Source organism: Exiguobacterium sp. UBA6282 (genome assembly GCF_002440475.1).
Classification (GTDB): Bacteria; Bacillota; Bacilli; order Exiguobacteriales; family Exiguobacteriaceae; genus Exiguobacterium_A.
Genome location: NZ_DJUM01000013.1, coordinates 79,070 through 96,061 on the forward strand (window position 1 = coordinate 79,070; position 16,992 = coordinate 96,061).

Consider the following 16,992-nt stretch of genomic DNA (forward strand, 5'->3'; position numbering starts at 1 on the left):
ATGTACGGATTCCCTCATGGATCACCATCTATTCAACGCCGTGCGATATCGGTGAATTGAAATTTATCGAGGCGGTGACGTGATTCCGTTCGCTCGAAATGTTGGCCTTCATAGAAGTACGTATCGTTCGTGACGACGATGACGTGTGTCATGTCGTGAAGATCAAGTCGTTCTTGGTCTTCCCGTGTCGCAGGGCGCGCTTCAATCTTTCGTTTCGCATAGCTGATCTGCCGGCCGAGTGTCTCTTCGATGTAATGATAGATGGACCCTTTAGCAATGTCAGCGGTTAGGCCGGGCACAAGTGCGGTCACGAAATGATTAATGTCACGGATGACGCGTTCGCCATCAATCTGACGAATCCGCTCAATACGGGTTACGTCTGTTCCTTGTGCCACATGCAATAACGAAGCGAGCTCAGGAGAGGCGGAGAGCACTTCGCACGATAGCACATCCGTCTCGACAGCATGTCGACCCATCCGGCGATGCGCCTCCGAAAAGCTGACGATTCCGTTGAACTGAAACTCGATCGCTTCTTGCGATAGAACGAAGACACCCTTTCCTTGGTGTTTGCGGACGAAGCCTTTCTCTTGCAGCGCATCGATCGCTTTTCGGACCGTTCCACGACTCGCCTCGAATTCATGCATCAATTCTGTCTCAGAAGGTAATTTCATGTCAGCTGGAAGCGTTCCTTCTTGAATCCGTTGTGCGAGTTGATGATAAATGGTTAAGTATTTCGGCATACAATCCGTCCTTTGCACTCAAATAGTGCTTTTAGTGTAGCATGGAACGAATACAGGCATCAAAATAGCTCCACCTATGGTCCGGGTACAACCGGAAAACAGATGGAGCGCAAAAGTGTGAAGGATAGTTAACTAACGAAGGGATGTCGAATACGTCGTACCCTTTTGGAGGACCGCTTGTTTTTCATCGAGTACGTCACTCGTCAAGAGTTCGATTGATGTGACCGGGCGTTCCAAGATGAATCCAAAGTTACCACTATGAGTTTCAGACGGAGCATATGTCTTTGCCAGGGATTCGAGATAGACATCGTCTTCAAGTGTCTTTTCCGCTTCGTCATCCAGTTTGAAATGAGCAACGGGATTAAAGGTGACGGGTGCGTCACTCGTGTTTGTGATCATGACACGTATCTTAATCAGATCAAAGGACTCATCGTGCGTATAACCATGGAAGAAATCGATCATGCCGTAGCTTGGACGGGCGTGAAAGACTTTGATTTCTTCGATCGTCATCTTGATTGGACCAATCTTCCGCGTTTCATTCACTGGTTTGAACTGTTTTAACGTCAGGTCGCCTTTGTCGTCCGTCACGGTTTGATCGATTTTCGTCAGCTGACGATCATCTGGAAGTTGTGGGTTCGGGACATAGGCGCTTGTTTTTTCAAGCAGTACCGGCTGCTCTTGTTTCGCAGACGATGGTTCTTTCGGTGTGTCTTGTGATGCGGAAGTGCTACAACCAGCGAGCACTGTCCCAAGCATCAAAGTAGCAAGGATCTGTTTCATGAGACGTCTCCTTATTTCTTCGCCTTCAACAGATCGAAGATGATTTTGGCGTGATCCGTGTTATCGACTTGACCAGCGAATCGGTCTTTCGCAGGACCGAACGCATAGACGGGTACGTCTTCACCCGTATGACCACCTGTCGTCCAGCCCGTATGCGAGCGTTCGTTGAAGATCTCTTCGATGGCATTATCGATGTCGAGTAATGTTTTCGATTCAGCAGCGCGAGAGACGCTGTCGATTTCTTGATCCGTCAAGGCGAGTTTGTCTTGGTCGATGTACTTCATTAACGTTTTCCGTACGTCCGCGCCTTCGACGATTTGCTGCGCCATGAAGTCAGGTGTCTTCTTCGCTGCTTTGATTGGCTCAGCGAACCAGTTGTAAATGCCATCTGCACCAATCGAGTAACCGCCAGTCGAGTGGTCGGCTGTTGCGACGACGAGTGTATGCTTATCCTTCTTCGCGAAAGCGATCGCGGCTTTAAAAGCACGTTCGAAATCTTCCATCTCACTCATCGCACCGACGATATCATTGTCGTGTCCTGCCCAGTCAATTTGACTGCCTTCGACCATCAGGAAGAATCCTTTTTTATTCGAATCAAGTCGCTTGATTGCGGCGTTCGTCATTTGAGCAAGTGACGGGACTGAGTTTTCGCGATCGATTCGTTTAGGTAATCCACCGTCTGCGAACAATCCGAGCACTTGTTTATTTTTATCCGCTTGCAGCTGATTGAGGTCAGTGACATAGCTATAGCCATCTTTCTTGAACGCTTTCGTCAAATCGACGTCTGGACGGACGAAGTTCGATTTCCCACCCCCGAGCATGACATCAATCTTATGTTTGCCGTTCACACGTTCTTTGAAATAGTCATCTGCAATCGCATTCATGTTTTTACGACTTTCGTCATGCGCACCGAATGAGGCAGGTGTTGCATGCGTGATTTCCGATGTCGCGACGAGTCCCGTTGACTTGCCACGTTCTTTGGCCGCCTCTAGGACGGTCTTGACTTCCGATTTATCATTATCGACCGCAATCGCTGCATTGTAGGTCTTCACACCAGAGGACATCGCTGTCGCGGCAGAGGCGGAATCGGTGATATTCTCCTTCGCATCTTCCGGATATGTCATCTGTTGACCGACGAGATAGGGATCAAAGGCTGTTTTTTCAGCCGTCGTCGTCGAAGGATCGTTCTTTAAGTAACGGTGTGCAGACGTGTATGAGACACCCATGCCGTCACCAATCAGGAAGATGACGTTCCGGATTTCGGGTGAGTGAGTATGTTTGGCTTTCGCTTCGGCTTCCGGCATCGAAATCATCGTACTCAGGGAAAGGGTCGATAAGGCAAAAATCGGGATCAGACGTTTTAGTTTCATAGGGATTCCTCCTCGAAAGGTAATGGGTTATGGTGCTACGACCTACAAACACAACCTTACGCAGAAAATATGAAATCCATATGGACCGTCTGTAAAGGTTTGTGAAGAAACGATGACAAACGAATAGCCCTTCTGAAAAATCATCTCAGAAGGGCTACTTGTGTATAGATTAGCGACTCCACCCGATCATCCGACGGTAGGAACTGAACGTCGGCCATGCGAGAATGACGATCGCGAGCCAGTACAGGAACTGGTTCTCGGACGAAATCAGACCAATGATTCCTGCGAGCAGGATCGTCGTGTAGATCGAGAACGTGATGATCAGTGCTGGGTGTAGTTTTGGGAAAATAGTGAACCGACCGAGTCGTTCGTTCGCTCCGCGGATATATAGGCGGCTACCAAAGAAGAGTAAGGCAATCGTCAAAGCTAAACAGAACAAGACGGGATACGTTAGATTCAGATCGACATTACTTTCGAAAAAGAGTGCGAAGGGTGTCGTGATCGTCATCAGGAAACTTGTCGGCTTGTCTAACTCCTCGTAGGTCACACCGAAACCGAGCAGGGCGACGGCGTAGATGCTGAAATACGTGAAGTAGTTCAAGAACAAGAAGAACGTGCCGAGCAACAGTTGTCCGATGATATCACCAGCGATTGTTCCGGCGAATAAGAAGATCGTCAAAATCGTCACATCAAATAGAAGGAAAAGACCAAAATCTTGGAAGAGTGACGACCACGTGACGTAATCAAACGGATTGATACCGCCGAACGCTTGCAGCAACAACCAGCTGACGAAGAAGCCGATGATCGGAAACAAGATTAGTGTTACGACGCCAATCGCCCATTTGATCCAGAACAACCAGACCTTCGGAAACGGTAACGCGTGCAAAATCAGGCTGCGACCACTCCCGCGCTCGGAACCGAGCATCAGGATCGCGAAGACAGCAATGAGAATCGCTGCGAATCCGGCAAAAAAGGGACTGACGAGTACGGTGTTGAGTAGAGCAGGTTGCTGAGACGCCTCGTAATTCTCGAACTCATTGATGACGGTATAACTGCCGAACCCATAGCTGAAGATCGCAAGCAGAATGAAACAAGCGAGCGGCCAGATGCCTTGTTTGATATGATAACGGATCAATTGCTTAACCATGTCGTTTCCCTCCAAATGTCCCTAAGAAGTAATCTTCCATCTGCACTGGCAAAGCATCTTTTAACAAGGGGTTCGTCGTTTCAAGATACTGCGCGCCTGCATCGGATAAGACGAGCAATGTCACGACCCGACCTGTTTGGGATAAGACGTGAAGATCAGCATGTGACAATTCCGGAACGTCCTCATAGACGACTTGCCATTTCTGCATGCTGGCTTTGGCGTCGTCGAGTGCTTTGGGTTCACGGACGAGATGCTTTTCGATCGTCATGACACGGTCAGCGAGTGAATCAAGCTCTTCGAGTTGGTGTGAGGCGATCAAGACGGCAGTTTGGCGCTCCGCAAGCAATGATACGAGCTGTTTCAGATAATCTCGTTTGTTGATTCGATCGAGTCCGTCTGTTGGTTCATCCAGTAAGAGGACCGGAGCATTCGTCGCGAACGCAAGTTGAAGAAGGAACAACTGAGCTTGTCCTTTGGATAATGACGTCACGCGACGTCCGCGATCGAGGTTTGACGAACGACAATAGTTTTCGATGTACGTTTTCTCGAAGTTCGGATAGAACGCATTGTAGAAGTTGATCAGTTCGGCGAGTGTCATCTGGCGATAGACGGAAACAGAATCCGGAACGAGGAAAAGGTGCTCGCGTGTCTTCGGGACGTGGTGGATCGACTCGCCATTCCATTCAACTTTTCCGCGCGTTGGCTCAAGAGCACCGACAAGTGTTTTCAGTAATGTCGTTTTTCCGGCACCATTACGCCCGATCAACGCAGTAATCGTTCCTGCTGGTAGAGTAAAGGATGCATTTTCATAAATCATGGTACGGTCAATTTGTTTCGTTAGATGAGAAACGGTCAACATGAGGAATCCTCCCTAATGTGTAAGATGAGTTGATAGAGTTCTTCGTTTGAAATGGAGAGTTCGTCGGCGACGGAACAAAGACGAATGAGTGGATCTTGAATGGCGGCTTTCTTGACTTCATGAAGTGGAATATCTGAGATGAAGGATCCTTTGCCGCGCATCGTGACGATGAAGTTGCGGCTCTCAAGTTCCTGATAGGCGCGGGAGACAGTGTTCGGATTGACAAGGAGTGTACCAGCAAGTTCACGGACGGATGGCATCTGTTCGCCAGAGCGGAGTAGACCACGGGCAATCGAGCGGATGATTTGAGCGACCAGTTGTTCATAGATCGGTAACGGACTTTTGGGATCGACGGTGAACATTTCTTCACCTCCTTAAGTGTACTAGTTCAATTAATACACCAATTATAGGAATTCAAAACCTGTCTGTCAATGCCTCTTTTCAAGAAGACGATGACGCCATCGATCGCAATATTTGCTATACTGACGTCAGAAGAATCGCAGGAAGGATGACCCGAGATGTTGGATCGATTGAGTGCCTTAGAGGACCGTTATGAAAAACTGAATGATATGTTGGCTGATCCAGCCATCATTAATGATACGAATCAATTGCGCGAGGTCTCAAAAGAGCAATCGCAACTTGCACCGACCGTCGAGACCTATCGCATCTACCGCGAGAAGATGGAAGCCTATCAAGAGGCACGCCAAATGTTGACGGATCTGGAGATGCGCGACCTTGCGAAGGAAGAAGTCGCGATGCTTGAGCCGGAGATCAAAGAGCTCGAAGCGAAACTGAAAGCCTTACTGCTACCGAAGGACCCGAATGACGACAAGAACGTCATCGTCGAAATCCGCGGCGCAGCGGGAGGAGACGAGGCAGCCTTATTTGCGGGTGATCTCTTTAAGATGTACTCGAAGTTCGCTGAGAAACAGAACTGGAAGATCGAAATCATCGACGCGAGCTATACGGAGCTTGGCGGTTATAAGGAAATTATCTTCATCGTTAAAGGAACGGGTGCCTACTCGAAGTTAAAATACGAGAACGGAGCACATCGTGTCCAACGTGTTCCGTCAACGGAATCCGGCGGACGGATCCATACATCGACAGCAACGGTCGCCGTGTTACCGGAAGCAGAAGACGTTGAAGTCGAAATCCACGATAAGGATGTCCGGGTCGACACGTTCACATCGAGTGGACCGGGCGGGCAGTCCGTCAATACGACACAGTCCGCTGTCCGTGTCACACACGTGCCGACGGGAATCGTCGCCAGTTGTCAGGACGAGAAGTCGCAGATCAAGAACAAGGAAAAAGCGATGAAGGTCTTGCGCGCACGTGTCTACGATAAGATTCAACGCGAGCAGCAGGCGGAGTATGATGAAAAACGGAAGTCGGCTGTCGGTACAGGTGACCGTTCAGAACGGATCCGGACGTATAATTTCGCACAAAACCGAGTGACGGACCACCGAATCGGTTTGACGATCCAGAAGCTCGACCGGATCCTCCAAGGAGAGATGGATGAGGTCATCGATACGCTCGTCATGGAGTATCAAGCACGGGCATCGGAGGCGGCAAACTGATGCGGATCGCAAAACGTCTAAATGAAGCAAAAACGATGATGGAACAAGCAGGACGCGAGGGTTCGAGTGCCGAATGGTTACTCATGCACGTCTTAGAAGTCGACCGGACGGGACTCCTCGTCCGTCTGTCAGATGAATTGACGCCGGAGCAGGATTTACGATTCAGTGAATACTTGCTCGCCCATGTTCACGGTGTGCCCGTGCAACATTTAATCGGCTATCAGCCGTTTTATGGACGGAACTTCAGCGTCACACCAGATGTCTTGATTCCGCGACCAGAAACGGAAGAGTTGATCGTCTTCGTGACGGAGCGCCTCAAACGTGAGTCGTTCACCGCGGGACAGATCGTCGACATCGGAACTGGTAGTGGGGCGATCGGAATCACACTCGCGCTCGAACTCGAGCAACCGGTCACGACCGTCGATATTTCACCAGCCGCGATTGCGGTCGCGAAGCAGAATCAAGCGACGCTTGGTGGGGACGTGACGTTTCTCGAAGGGGATCTACTGGCACCACTTGCGGACGATTCCGTGCGGGTGCTCGTCTCGAACCCTCCTTATATTGAGGAAAAAGAATTGCTCAGTGAGGTCGTATTCGACCATGAACCGCATCTCGCTCTGTTTGGTGGAAAAGACGGTCTCGTCTTTTACCGACGTCTCGTCGAGGAGAGCGGACGGGTTCTACGCGACGATTTCCGACTGATTGCGTTTGAAATTGGACACAATCAAGGACCAGAAGTGCAAATGATGTTAAAAGAACGTTATCCAAGTGCGGAAACGGGTATTTTAAAAGATATAAACGGTAAAGACCGTATCGTGTATGCGGAACGAAAGGATTGTACAGCGTGAAGACGGAAATGATTGATTTACAGACAATGGATGAAGCAGTTCGGTTATTGCAGGAAGGAGAGGTCGTGGCGATGCCGACCGAGACCGTCTATGGTCTCGCAGGGGACGCAACGAACGAAACGGCTGTTCGGCGAATCTTCGCCGCGAAGGGTCGACCTTCTGACAATCCGCTGATTGTCCATGTCGCATCCGTAGAACAGGCACATCAGTTCGTCACGCACATTCCAGATGTTGCAACACGTTTGATGGAGGCGTTTTGGCCAGGAGCCTTGACGATCATCCTCGAATCGAACGGCACCGCATCCACACTCGTCACAGCAGGACTAGATACGATCGGATTACGGATGCCAGACCATCCGCTCGCGCTTCAGTTAATCGAAGCGACAGGGCTGGGTCTCGCAGCACCGAGTGCCAACCGTTCCGGAAAACCTTCACCGACGTCATCTGCGCATGTCGCACATGACCTCTCGGGACGCATCGCTGCGATCGTCGATGGAGGGGAGACGGGCATCGGGGTCGAATCGACTGTCATCGATTGTACGATGACGCCACCGGCGATTTTACGACCGGGTGGCGTGACACGCGAACAAGTCGAGGCAATCATCGGTCCTGTCACACTCGATCCTGCTTTATCGATGAAAGATGTTACACCGAAGGCACCCGGGATGAAATATACCCATTATGCGCCGGAAGCGACACTGTCCGTCGTCGAAGGGGATCTTTCATTCTTACAGCAACTCATCGATGATGCACGACAAACCGGACACAAGACGGGCGTTCTCCTGTTCGACGGGGAGGATGTCGACGCAGATGTTCGCTGCTCCCTTGGTAATTCGATGGAGACGGCGGCACAACGTCTTTACGATTGTTTACGGCGATTTGATCAGACGACGGTGGATCAGATTTTTGTACGAGACCTATCAGAAGAAGGGGTGGGGCTTGCGGTCCGCAACCGCCTCCATAAAGCAGCAGGTGGTCGGGTCATTCGCCCTTGAAGAAGGAGGATACGGAGATGAGCACACGTCGCGTTTTATTCATCTGTACAGGAAATACATGCCGTAGCCCGATGGCGATGGCGTTACTACGCTCGAAAGTCGCTGATCAGGAATTCGATGTCCGTTCAGCAGGACTACGTTCGATGCAAGGATTCGATGCGTCCGAGAACGCACTACAAGTGTTACGCGAACGCGGCATCGAACTCGAGCACTATACGCAAGTCTTTGATGATGTACTCGGACGCTGGTCTGACATCATCTTGACGATGACGCGTCAGCACAAGCAGGAAGTCGGTGAACGCTATCCGGAACTGAAGGAACGGACGTTCACCTTGTACGAATATGTGACTGGGCTTGAACGGGATATCAACGATCCGTACGGCGGATCGATGAACGTCTATCGCCAAGTACGTAATGAACTCGAACCCCTCGTCAATCGTCTTGTGTTAAAATTAACGCAGAACGGAAACGGAAGAAAAACTCCGGACACACGGAAGCTTCCGAAAAAACAACCTAAACAAACGGGGGAATAGTAAAGATGAAAGTAGCAATCGGCGCGGATCATGGCGGTTTTAAGTTAAAGGCAGAAATCAACGATCTCCTACAAGAGCTCGGCATCGACTATACGGACTTCGGTACGCATTCGTCCGACTCGATCGATTATCCGGATGTCGCGATTCCAGTCGCGGAGGCAGTCGCGAACGGAGAGTTTGACCGTGGCATCTTGATTTGTGGCACAGGCATTGGGATCGGTATCGCAGCGAACAAGGTCAAGGGCATCCGAGCAGCGCTCGTCCATGATACGTTCAGCGCGAAAGCGACGCGGCAGCACAACAACTCGAACATCTTGACGATGGGCGAACGCGTTATCGGTCCAGGACTGGCTCGTGAGATCGCGCAGCTTTGGCTTGAGACGGAATTCGAAGGTGGGCGTCATGAGAACCGCGTTTGCAAAATCTCGGATTATGAGGTGAAGTAATGGACGTGACACGCATCCAGCACGATTTAGAAGAAACACTGAATGCTCTGGATGAACGATTTTCCTTAAAAGGAAAATTGCTCGTGATCGGCTGTTCGACGAGTGAAGTGATTGGCAAACAAATTGGCAAGGCAGGTTCACCAGAAGTGGCGGACGCCTTGTTCGATGTCTTCGATGCCTTTCGTCGATCGCATCAAGTCGATCTCGCCTTCCAAGGCTGTGAGCATATCAACCGAGCGCTGACACTTGAGCGGCAAACGGCCGAACGTCTCGGGCTTGATCCGGTGACGGTCGTTCCCGTTCCAGAAGCGGGTGGATCGATGGCGAGTGCTGCGTACCAGCGCTTCTCAGCACCTGTCGTCGTCGAAGCGATTCAGGCTGATGCCGGAATCGATATCGGTGATACATTCATCGGGATGCACTTGAAAGCTGTTGCGATTCCAGTGCGCTTGCCGCATAAGGAAATCGGTGAGGCACACGTGACGGCAGCCGTGACACGACCAAAATTAATCGGTGGGGCACGTGCTAAATACGAATAATTCATGCAAGGGGTTGCGCACCCCTTGCTTTTTTGATGTTGTTTTGGGGGATGCCGGGAAGGAAACATTCGTGTTAAGATAGGTTTATCGAAATGAAATGGGGGAATTCAGATGGAACAAACACCGCTTACGTATCTGAAACAACAAGATGAAGCACTCTTTTCGGCAATGCGCCAGGAACTAGGTCGTCAACGGGATAACATCGAATTGATCGCATCCGAGAACTTCGTCTCGCAAGCTGTCATGGAAGCACAAGGCAGCGTCTTAACGAACAAGTACGCAGAAGGTTACCCAGGTCGTCGTTATTATGGTGGCTGTGAGTATGTCGATCTCGCTGAGAATCTCGCACGCGACCGCGCGAAGGAAATCTTCGGGGCAGAGCACGCGAACGTGCAGCCGCACTCCGGTGCACAAGCGAACATGGCGGTCTACTTCACGATTCTCGAACAGGGCGATACGGTCCTCGGGATGAACCTATCGCACGGTGGCCATCTGACGCACGGTAGTCCCGTCAATTTCTCCGGTGTCCAGTACAACTTCGTGGAATACGGTGTCGATCAAGAGACAGAGATGATTGACTACGACGTCGTCGCGAAATTAGCAGAAGAGCACAAACCAAAATTAATCGTAGCGGGCGCATCGGCGTATCCGCGCGTCATCGACTTCAAGCGGTTCCGTGAAATCGCAGACAGCGTCGGTGCTTACTTGATGGTCGACATGGCACACATCGCTGGACTCGTCGCAGCAGGTCAACATCCGAACCCAGTCGAGCATGCACACTTCGTCACGACGACGACGCATAAGACGTTGCGTGGTCCACGTGGTGGGATGATTCTCTGTAAAGAAGAGCATGCGAAAGCGATTGATAAAGCAATCTTCCCAGGGATCCAAGGTGGTCCACTCATGCATGTCATCGCCGCGAAAGCTGTTGCATTTGGTGAAGCCCTTGCACCAGAGTTCAAGGACTACATCGGTCAAGTCGTCACGAACGCCAAAGTACTCGGTGAGGAATTGACGAATCGTGGACTCCGGATCGTTTCAGGCGGAACAGACAATCACTTGCTCCTCGTTGACTTACAACCACTCGGTATCACAGGTAAACTCGCCGAGCATGCGCTTGACGAAGCTGGCATTACGGTCAACAAGAACACGATTCCGTTCGACCCAGCGAGCCCGTTCGTCACGAGCGGTATCCGGATCGGAACGGCAGCGATGACATCTCGCGGATTCAAGGAAGCTGAGATGAAAGAAATCGCAGAGTTGATCGAACTCGTCTTGAACCACCCAGAAGAAGCAGACGTTCTCGCACAAGCACGTGAGCGTGTCGTTGCTTTGACAGGTCGTTTCCCACTCTACCCAGAGCGCGGATGATCGTCATCCCCTTCATCCTTTTCATTTTGAGAAGGGGGAAGGGGATTTTTTTGTTTGTCTAAAAAGGAGGAGTACGATGTATATTCTAGTCGCAGAAGATGATCCCCATATCCAAGCCCTTGTCGTGTCAACGTTACAAGCCGACGGGCATTCCATCCGAGCGACAGCAGACGGAAACGAAGCGCTTGCTTGGATCGAGAAGATGACGTTCGAAGCAGCCGTACTTGATGTCCTGCTCCCCGGACAGACCGGTCTCGTCTTATGCGAGCGATTACGGCAACACGGGGACATCCCGATCTTGATGCTGACGGCACTCGGGGAGCTGACAGATAAACGGGACGGTTTCGCAGCAGGTGCCGATGATTACATCACAAAACCGTTTGATCCGGAAGAATTAGTATTTCGCCTCCACGCCGTGGCTCGGCGCTATCAAAAAGCAGCGCAACCTGTTTTGCATCTTGGAGATGTCACGATCGATAAACGTAGTCAGCTCGTGACGATTCAGTCGGCCGAGTGGACACTCCCGCGACGTGAATTCGAATTGTTGCATCAGTTGGCGAGTTTCCCGGGACGGGTCTTCAGCCGCGAGGAGTTGATCGAACACGTCTGGGGACTCGATTTCATGGGGGATGACCGGACGATTGATGTTCACATCAAACGCCTCCGTGGACGCTTAAAGGAGACGAATCAGGTGAAGATTGAGACGGTCCGCGGACTCGGATACCGGTTGGAGGTCAACGCATGAGATCCCTCTATACGAAAATCGTCGGACTCGTCTGCGTTGTCTTACTCGTGTCGGCACTACTGGCGCTCCTGATTAGTAATATTGCCTATTATTCCTTTTGGCAGGACAGCTACAGCCAAAAAGTCGAGGAAGCGGTCGAGACGGCGATCGATTATTATGAAACGCACGGGGACGGAAAGACGGAGTCGTTTTACCGGATGTTACAAGCGACCGGCTTTCAACTTTATGTGCGCACGGACGACGCAATCGAGCGTTACGGAAACCCGTTTCGTGATGAAGCGCTCTCGAATCGGGTCGTCGAGCAAGTGAAGAGTGGTCAACCGTATTACGGAATGCGTGAATATCCGTTCCATCTCTTCTTGCTCGGTCTGTTCGATAACGAAGTCATCAATACGTACGGCACGTCGGTCAAGACGGTGCAAGGCACGGACGCGATCTTCGTCCGACCGGACTTGAGTCGTCAGATCCGTGAGTTGCATCTGTTCGTCGGTCTGTTCCTTGGACTGCTTGTCGTGATCAGTTTCCTTTTGCTTGTCTTTTCAATCCGCTATCTCGTTCGTCCGATCCGGCGCCTGACAAAAGCGACGGAACAGATGGCAGACGGTGACTACGGAATCCGCGTCGGAACGAAGGCACGCGATGAAATTGGTGAGCTGTCCCGGCGGTTTGACGAAATGGCAACGGCAGTCGAAGCGTCTGATACGGAACGGCGCCGATTCGTTGCGAACGTCTCGCATGAATTCCAGTCGCCGCTGACGACGATTGCTGGTTACGCGGGACAACTCGATGTGACGGGAGAAGACGTCAGGAAACGGACGGTCATCCGTCAAGAGGCGGAGCGAATGTCGGAGCTGACGCGTCAACTGTTGATCTTAGCGAAGCTCGATGAAGGACGACGCTTCAAACGACAAGCACTTAATCTGCGGACGAATCTTGAGGCGACACTCACGACACCTGCCTTCCAGCTGGATGAGCAAGGAATCGCTGTCGCACTCGATGTTCCGACGGTGATACAAATACAAGCGGATGTCAGTGCGTTGGAACATGTCTTCCAAAATGTCATCCGAAACGCTGTCTCGGTCTCGAAAGACGGAGCGACGATCCAGATTCAAGCAGAGGAACAAGCGGATCAGATCATCATCCGAATCAAGGATGAAGGACCAGGCATGACTGATGAACAGATGAAACATGCCTTCGAACGCTTTTATCAAGGCGATGCATCCCGGACGACGCGCGGAACGGGTCTTGGTTTAGCGATTGTCAAAGAGACGATGCGTCAACTCGGCGGGGATGCGAGCTTGTCGTCCGCTTCATCGGGTCTAACCGTAACGTTAACTTTTTTACGCGCGTGACACCTGCGTTCATGTTCCGTTCATATTGCGGCTGTATCATCAATCCTGTAGCGAACATACAGGAGGGATCACATAATGAAACTAGGATGGAAAGAACTCGTCCGGATGAAAGGGCGATTCAGTTGGATGACGATTGTGACGATGTTGATCGTCTTATTGATCTTGATGATCACCGGTCTTGCAGATGGACTAGCTTATGACAATGGGGCAGCCGTCCGTAATCTGCCGGTCGAACAGTTTGCGCTAAGTAAAGATGCAGAAGGGCAGCTGACCCGTTCATTCTTACAGGCGGATGAGACACCAAAGGGCGCGGAAGCACTTGGTGTCCAGAACATGGTGCTTGAGAAGAAGAATAAAACGAAGGACGACGTAACGGTCTTTGCGTTACCACAGACTACGAAATATGGTCCCAAACAGCTGCAATCGTTGCAAAAAGGGGAGGTACTTGTTGATGCTGCGTATGCGGAGCAACGCGGAACGCGCGTCGGCGATACGATCACGGATTTTCGAACGAAGGAGACGTTCCAGATTGCCGGTACAGTGACGGACGGTCGTTATAGTCATGCACCCGTTCTCTGGATGACGGATGAATCGTGGCAAGCGTGGCAATCGAAAATGGGCACGTCATACGTATCGGCGTACATCGGTCAGTCGTTGCAAACGGATCAAGCGCTCTTTTCGAAACAAGCGGTGGTCGAGAACGTTCCGGGTTATGCGGCAGAACAAAACTCCTTTCAGATGATGCGGGTCGCGCTCGTCGTCATCGGAGCATTGATCCTGACAGCCTTCTTCTATATTTTAACGATGCAGAAGATGAAACAGCTTGGTGTCTTAAAGGCCATCGGTATCCGGACACGAACGATGGGTGCGAGTCTGCTCGTTCAAGTCGTCATACTGACGAGTCTTGCCTTTGGTGTCAGCGTCGCCATCACCTATCTGACGAGTCGTTTCCTGCCGCCGGATCTTCCCTTCCGATTTGAATGGTCGACGAGTCTGATGTACGGCGGCATTCTACTCGTAACGGCGATCCTCGGTGCGCTCGTTCCGTTACGGATGGTCAAGAAACTCGAGGCGGCAGATGCGATGGGAGGAATGAACGGATGATTCGATTAGAACAGATTGAGCAAAGTTATGGTGAGATGACGGTGCTGCATGACATTAACTTACAAGCAGAAGCGGGTGAGTTGATTGCTCTCGTCGGACCGAGCGGTAGTGGGAAAAGTACACTGCTCCAGTTGCTTGGATTGTTACAGACACCAACGAATGGTGCCGTCTACTTTGATCATACGTGTGTTAGTGAAGCAGTGGACGAAGAACGCCGTCGCTTACGTCTCGAAGAAGTCGGATTCATCTTTCAAGAATCGCATCTCGTGCCGTTTTTGACGGCAGGTGAGCAACTGGAGCTAGTCGCGAAGGAAGCTGGTCGATCGGTTGACGCGACGGCGGCACTCGCTGTGTTCGGACTCGAGCACCGGAAAGACCATTTGCCGCACGCCTTATCGGGTGGGGAACGTCAACGTGTCGCAATTGCCCGGGCTTTCGTCAATGACCCACGACTTGTACTCGCGGATGAACCGACGGCGAGTCTCGATTACCCAAATGGACGCCGGGTGATGGAGTTATTGCAACAGCAAGCGCATGATGCGAACAAGACCGTCATTGTCATCACCCATGACGAACGGATGCTAGATGTCTGTGACCGGATTTGGCGAATTGAAGACGGACGGATTACGGAAGCGACAGCATCCCGGTCCTATTCTCATAGTTGAACGAGTTTCCCTTTTGTTTTCGTGCCTCAGTGCATGTGAAAACAAAAGGGTTTTTTGCTGATTCGTCACGAAGATAGGGGAAACGGACCATTTGCGGAAGCGTTATCTTTGATATACTTAACCGTAGTAAAAAAAGATAAGGGTGGAAATAAATGTGAATTTAACAACCTTGATTCAAAGCGAATTACAAGCCATTCAGACTGAGCGACTAACGGAATGGTTTACACATAAAAGCCACGAGCGCCGGGAATATCAACGGATGCTCGAAGATTTCAAAGCAATCGTCATCATGCAACAGGCCGGATTTTATGAACAAGCGGATGCTCGTTTTGAACAGTGGAAGACGTTACCGATGCCGGCAGAGGTTTATCGTTACCGCCTAGCGATCGCAGGAAAAGCAGGCGGGAAACGTCTTGTTCAGAAACGGCTAGCCTCGTTTCCTATGACCGTTCAGAATCATCCACAGCTGAAAAATTGGAAGCGAATCGGAAAACTAAACCCGTGGTGGCTCGGTGGAGCTGTAGCTGTCGTTTGTCTCGGTCTAATCTGGACACAGTTGGACGATGAACCGGCAACACCGGTCGCGACGAAACAGACAGAGGTCGAGCAACAACTCGCAGCGCTACAAACAGAAGTCGAACAGTTAAAAGAAAAAAACGAACAATTGGCAAGGGAGCAAGAGAGGGCGAAAGCGATCAAGCCAGAGAAGAAGAAAACGAAAACGGAAACACAGGAGCCGAAAGTGTCTGCGAAAGAAGCGCTCGAGCAAGGGGTCGCTGCCGTTCAGGCGAAGGACTACAAGCGAGCAGATAGTGCCTTGACCGGATCCGTCTTGACGAACAAAGAGACGGCAGGCATGGCCCGCTTTTATAAGTTGATTGTGGCTGGAAAGTTGAAGAACACGACACAAGCAGATTACATCGCCTATCGGGAAGATTTTCCGAAGTCCGGTTACATAAGTGATGTCCTCTGGATGCAAGCCGTTTATGAACAAAAATATAAAAAAGGCGACTATCGAGCGACCTTACAAGAACTCGCGAAACAACCGGAAAATGAATGGTCTTATGCGGCAAAAGCGATTCTGTCGGGTAAGAGTACGCTCGGGAACTGACGAAAAAACAGTTTCCAAGCAGTACGCTTATAGAGTACAATGCGAAAAGAGAATGGAGAGGAGATGCAAACAATGAGTAAAGTACATGTATTTGATCACCCATTGATTCAGCACAAGATGACGATCATGCGTAAAGTCGAAACAGGAACGAAACAATTCCGGGAACTTGTCGACGAGGTGGCTTCATTGATGGCATATGAAATCACACGTGACCTTCCACTCACAGATGTCGCGATCGAGACACCGGTCACGAAGACGACGCAGAAGATGATCGAAGGCAAGAAACTCGGGATCGTCCCGATTCTCCGCGCCGGTCTCGGTATGGTCGACGGCATGCTCCGCATGATGCCGAACGTCAAAGTCGGTCACATCGGTTTGTACCGTGATCCGGAGACACTCGAGCCAACGGAATACTACCTCAAGCTCCCAACAGACGTCGCAGAACGTGATTTCGTCGTCGTTGACCCGATGCTTGCGACAGGTGGTTCGGCGGCAGACGCCATCTCCTCCTTAAAGAAACAAGGGGCGAAGAGCATCAAGCTCGCATGTCTCTGTGCAGCACCTGAAGGCGTTAAACGCGTTCAAGAAGAACACCCAGACGTCGACATCTATCTCGCGGCACTCGACGAGAAGTTGAACGACCACGGATACATCGTCCCTGGACTCGGTGATGCAGGAGACCGTCTCTTCGGAACGAAGTAAAAAACAGCAAGATATACGAAAAGACCGCAGACGATGATCTGCGGTCTTTTCGTTGCTATTTCGTAAACTGCGCAAGATTGCTGAAATATGCTTTAATGAAAAAAGGAA

19 protein-coding genes are annotated in these 16,992 nt (G+C 50.9%); 13 read left to right on the forward strand and 6 right to left on the reverse strand.

Features of this window, described 5'->3' with window-relative positions; all coding sequences use genetic code 11:
• Positions 1–32: 32 nt before the first annotated feature.
• The 6 genes from treR to B2751_RS03510 form a co-directional block, all read right to left on the reverse strand.
• Positions 33–740 carry a trehalose operon repressor gene (gene treR / locus B2751_RS03485; RefSeq protein ID WP_290753009.1) on the reverse strand — a complete coding sequence of 236 codons (708 nt, stop codon included), beginning with the start codon at positions 738–740 and terminating at the stop codon, positions 33–35.
• A gap of 132 nt (positions 741–872) precedes the next feature.
• On the reverse strand, positions 873–1,520 hold the full coding sequence (locus B2751_RS03490; protein ID WP_290753006.1) for a DUF4352 domain-containing protein: 648 nt from the start codon (positions 1,518–1,520) through the stop codon (positions 873–875).
• An 11-nt stretch (positions 1,521–1,531) separates the two neighbouring features.
• On the reverse strand, positions 1,532–2,890 hold the full coding sequence (locus B2751_RS03495) for an alkaline phosphatase (protein ID WP_056064171.1): 1,359 nt from the start codon (positions 2,888–2,890) through the stop codon (positions 1,532–1,534).
• Between the two features lie 169 nt (positions 2,891–3,059).
• Positions 3,060–4,037: a hypothetical protein gene (locus B2751_RS03500; RefSeq protein WP_035410676.1), complete on the reverse strand. Its 978-nt coding sequence runs from the start codon at positions 4,035–4,037 to the stop codon at positions 3,060–3,062.
• Complete coding sequence (locus B2751_RS03505) at positions 4,030–4,896, reverse strand: ATP-binding cassette domain-containing protein (RefSeq protein WP_290772834.1); 867 nt, start codon at positions 4,894–4,896, stop codon at positions 4,030–4,032. The genes B2751_RS03500 and B2751_RS03505 overlap by 8 nt, the downstream gene beginning before the upstream one ends.
• On the reverse strand, positions 4,890–5,258 hold the full coding sequence (locus B2751_RS03510) for a GntR family transcriptional regulator (RefSeq protein WP_035410669.1): 369 nt from the start codon (positions 5,256–5,258) through the stop codon (positions 4,890–4,892). Before B2751_RS03510 ends, B2751_RS03505 begins: the two co-directional genes overlap by 7 nt.
• A 156-nt stretch (positions 5,259–5,414) precedes the next feature.
• Here B2751_RS03510 and prfA point away from each other — a divergent pair, with 156 nt between their 5' ends.
• From prfA to upp, 13 genes are all read left to right on the forward strand, one after another.
• Positions 5,415–6,473 carry a peptide chain release factor 1 gene (gene prfA / locus B2751_RS03515; protein WP_290772837.1) on the forward strand — a complete coding sequence of 353 codons (1,059 nt, stop codon included), beginning with the start codon at positions 5,415–5,417 and terminating at the stop codon, positions 6,471–6,473.
• Positions 6,473–7,321, forward strand: coding sequence for a peptide chain release factor N(5)-glutamine methyltransferase (prmC, locus tag B2751_RS03520; protein ID WP_290772839.1), 849 nt, complete (start codon positions 6,473–6,475; stop codon positions 7,319–7,321). The genes prfA and prmC overlap by 1 nt, the downstream gene beginning before the upstream one ends.
• The gene (locus B2751_RS03525; protein WP_290772842.1) at positions 7,318–8,316 is read left to right on the forward strand and encodes an L-threonylcarbamoyladenylate synthase; all 999 of its coding nucleotides are present in this window, start codon (positions 7,318–7,320) and stop codon (positions 8,314–8,316) included. The genes prmC and B2751_RS03525 overlap by 4 nt, the downstream gene beginning before the upstream one ends.
• A 17-nt stretch (positions 8,317–8,333) precedes the next feature.
• Positions 8,334–8,849 (forward strand): low molecular weight protein arginine phosphatase, encoded by a 516-nt coding sequence (locus B2751_RS03530; protein ID WP_035410655.1) that lies wholly within the window; start codon positions 8,334–8,336, stop codon positions 8,847–8,849.
• 5 nt (positions 8,850–8,854) lie between these two features.
• Positions 8,855–9,295, forward strand: coding sequence for a ribose 5-phosphate isomerase B (gene rpiB, locus B2751_RS03535; protein WP_035410653.1), 441 nt, complete (start codon positions 8,855–8,857; stop codon positions 9,293–9,295).
• Positions 9,295–9,834, forward strand: a complete 540-nt coding sequence (locus tag B2751_RS03540; protein WP_035410650.1) for a TIGR01440 family protein — start codon at positions 9,295–9,297, stop codon at positions 9,832–9,834. Before rpiB ends, B2751_RS03540 begins: the two co-directional genes overlap by 1 nt.
• Before the next feature lie 111 nt (positions 9,835–9,945).
• Complete coding sequence (gene glyA / locus B2751_RS03545; RefSeq protein WP_035410645.1) at positions 9,946–11,205, forward strand: serine hydroxymethyltransferase; 1,260 nt, start codon at positions 9,946–9,948, stop codon at positions 11,203–11,205.
• A 76-nt stretch (positions 11,206–11,281) separates the two neighbouring features.
• The gene (locus B2751_RS03550; protein WP_290772845.1) at positions 11,282–11,950 is read left to right on the forward strand and encodes a response regulator transcription factor; all 669 of its coding nucleotides are present in this window, start codon (positions 11,282–11,284) and stop codon (positions 11,948–11,950) included.
• Positions 11,947–13,302: a sensor histidine kinase gene (locus tag B2751_RS03555; RefSeq protein ID WP_290772848.1), complete on the forward strand. Its 1,356-nt coding sequence runs from the start codon at positions 11,947–11,949 to the stop codon at positions 13,300–13,302. Before B2751_RS03550 ends, B2751_RS03555 begins: the two co-directional genes overlap by 4 nt.
• 75 nt (positions 13,303–13,377) lie before the next feature.
• Positions 13,378–14,406 carry an ABC transporter permease gene (locus tag B2751_RS03560; protein ID WP_290772851.1) on the forward strand — a complete coding sequence of 343 codons (1,029 nt, stop codon included), beginning with the start codon at positions 13,378–13,380 and terminating at the stop codon, positions 14,404–14,406.
• On the forward strand, positions 14,403–15,071 hold the full coding sequence (locus tag B2751_RS03565; RefSeq protein WP_035410636.1) for an ABC transporter ATP-binding protein: 669 nt from the start codon (positions 14,403–14,405) through the stop codon (positions 15,069–15,071). The genes B2751_RS03560 and B2751_RS03565 overlap by 4 nt, the downstream gene beginning before the upstream one ends.
• 154 nt (positions 15,072–15,225) lie before the next feature.
• Positions 15,226–16,182 carry a hypothetical protein gene (locus B2751_RS03570; protein WP_290772854.1) on the forward strand — a complete coding sequence of 319 codons (957 nt, stop codon included), beginning with the start codon at positions 15,226–15,228 and terminating at the stop codon, positions 16,180–16,182.
• Positions 16,183–16,254: 72 nt separating this feature from the next.
• Positions 16,255–16,884 (forward strand): uracil phosphoribosyltransferase, encoded by a 630-nt coding sequence (gene upp, locus B2751_RS03575; RefSeq protein ID WP_023469504.1) that lies wholly within the window; start codon positions 16,255–16,257, stop codon positions 16,882–16,884.
• Positions 16,885–16,992: the final 108 nt, after the last annotated feature.